Here is a 1659-nt window from a genome sequence, read left to right as displayed (position 1 = left end):
GAACGTCCGACCCTCAGATTCGTAGTCTGATGCTCTATCCAGCTGAGCTACGGGCGCGCATTTCGGCGAAAGACTGGCGCACCCGACACGATTCGAACGTGTGACCTTTGCCTTCGGAGGGCAACGCTCTATCCAGCTGAGCTACGGGTGCATCCGCCTTGCGGAAGCGCGGTCTTAGCCGAAAGCCGCGCCTGCGCAAAGGGTTTTGGTCAGCCTTTCGCCAGATAGACGAAGCGCAGCACGAAGAGCGCGGCGAGGACCACCAGCAGCCAGTCGCCCTTGCGCAGCTTGCCCGTGGCGGCCTTGAGGATCGCGTAGCTGGTGATGCCGAACGCCAGGCCGTTGGCGATCGAGAAGGTCAGCGGAATGGTGATCACCGTCAGGAAGGCCGGGATGGCCACCGTCGGGTCGTTCCAGTCGACCTCGGCCAGCGAGCCGATCATCAGCGCCCCCACCAGCACCAGGGCCGGGGCCGTGGCGGCGGCGGGAATGGCCTGGACCAGCGGCGCGAAGAACAGGGTGATCAAAAAGAGGATCCCGACCACCACGGCCGTCAGGCCGGTGCGGCCGCCGGCGGTGACGCCCGAGGCGCTCTCGATGTAGCTGCACACCGTGCTGGTGCCGGCCGCCGCGCCGATCATGGTGGCGGCCGAGTCGGCGGTGAGGATGCGGTTGAGGCGCGGGATCGTGCCGTCGGGCTGGACGAGGCCGGCCTTCTTGGTGACGGCGACCAGGGTGCCGACATTGTCGAAGAGGTCGACGAACAGGAAGACGAAGATGATCTCGAGCAGGGCCACGCCCATGCCGCCGCGCAGGTGCAGGGCGGCGGGGACGTCCATCTTCAGGAAGGTGGCCGAGAGATCCGTCAGGCTGTAGGCGCCGGGGGTGAACTTCGAAAGGCCCAGCAGCCAGCCGGCGATGGCCGCCAGCAGGATGCCGATCAGGATCGCGCCCTTCACTCGCCAGGCCTGCAGGGCGGCGATGACGACGAGGCCGATCAGGGCCAGGGCCGCGGTCGGGGTGGTCAGATCGCCCAGGGCCACGGCCGTGGCCGGGTTGGCGACGATGACGCCGGCGTCCTTCAGGCCGATGAAGGCGATGAACAAGCCAACCCCCGCCGCGACGGCCGAAAACAGCGGCCGGGGAATGGCGGCCACGATCATCTGGCGAATGCCCGCCACGGTCAGGATCAGGAAGGCCACGCCCGAGATGAACACGCAGCCGAGCGCCGTTTCCCACGGCACGCCCATGCCCTTGACCACGGTGTAGGTGAAGTAGGCGTTGAGGCCCATGCCCGGCGCCAGGGCCAGCGGGTAGTTGGCGATCAGCCCCATCAGGATCGAGCCGAGGCCCGCGGCCAGGCAGGTGGCGGCGGCGACGGCGGCGACCGGCATGCCGGCCTCGCCCAGGATCGCCGGATTGACCACGACGATATAGGCCATGGTCATGAAGGTGGTCAGGCCCGCCAGCACCTCGGTGCGGACGTTGGCGCCCTGGGCCTTCAGGTGGAAGAGACGTTCGAGCATGGCTTAGCGGCTCCCGGCCGTCGAATTGGAAGACTGGGGCAGGGCGCGCGCGTAGCGGTCCCAGTTCTTGACGAGGTCGCGGGCGACGACGCCCCCGACGAGGAATTCGGCTTCGAAGCCGGCCTTGGCCCCG

At 68.1% G+C, this 1659-nt stretch carries 1 protein-coding gene and 1 tRNA gene; both read right to left on the bottom strand.

Annotated elements, in window-relative coordinates; genetic code table 11:
- Positions 1-74: 74 nt before the first annotated feature.
- A tRNA-Arg gene (locus DMC18_RS25120) sits at positions 75-151 on the bottom strand.
- A gap of 58 nt (positions 152-209) precedes the next feature.
- Positions 210-1526 (bottom strand): NCS2 family permease, encoded by a 1317-nt coding sequence (locus DMC18_RS25115; RefSeq protein ID WP_110121671.1) that lies wholly within the window; start codon positions 1524-1526, stop codon positions 210-212.
- Positions 1527-1659 lie beyond the last annotated feature (133 nt).

Origin of the sequence: Caulobacter sp. D5 (assembly GCF_003185805.1) — a bacterium.
In the GTDB taxonomy this organism is placed as follows: Bacteria; Pseudomonadota; Alphaproteobacteria; order Caulobacterales; family Caulobacteraceae; genus Caulobacter.
This window is presented reverse-complemented; position numbering and strand designations above follow the sequence as displayed.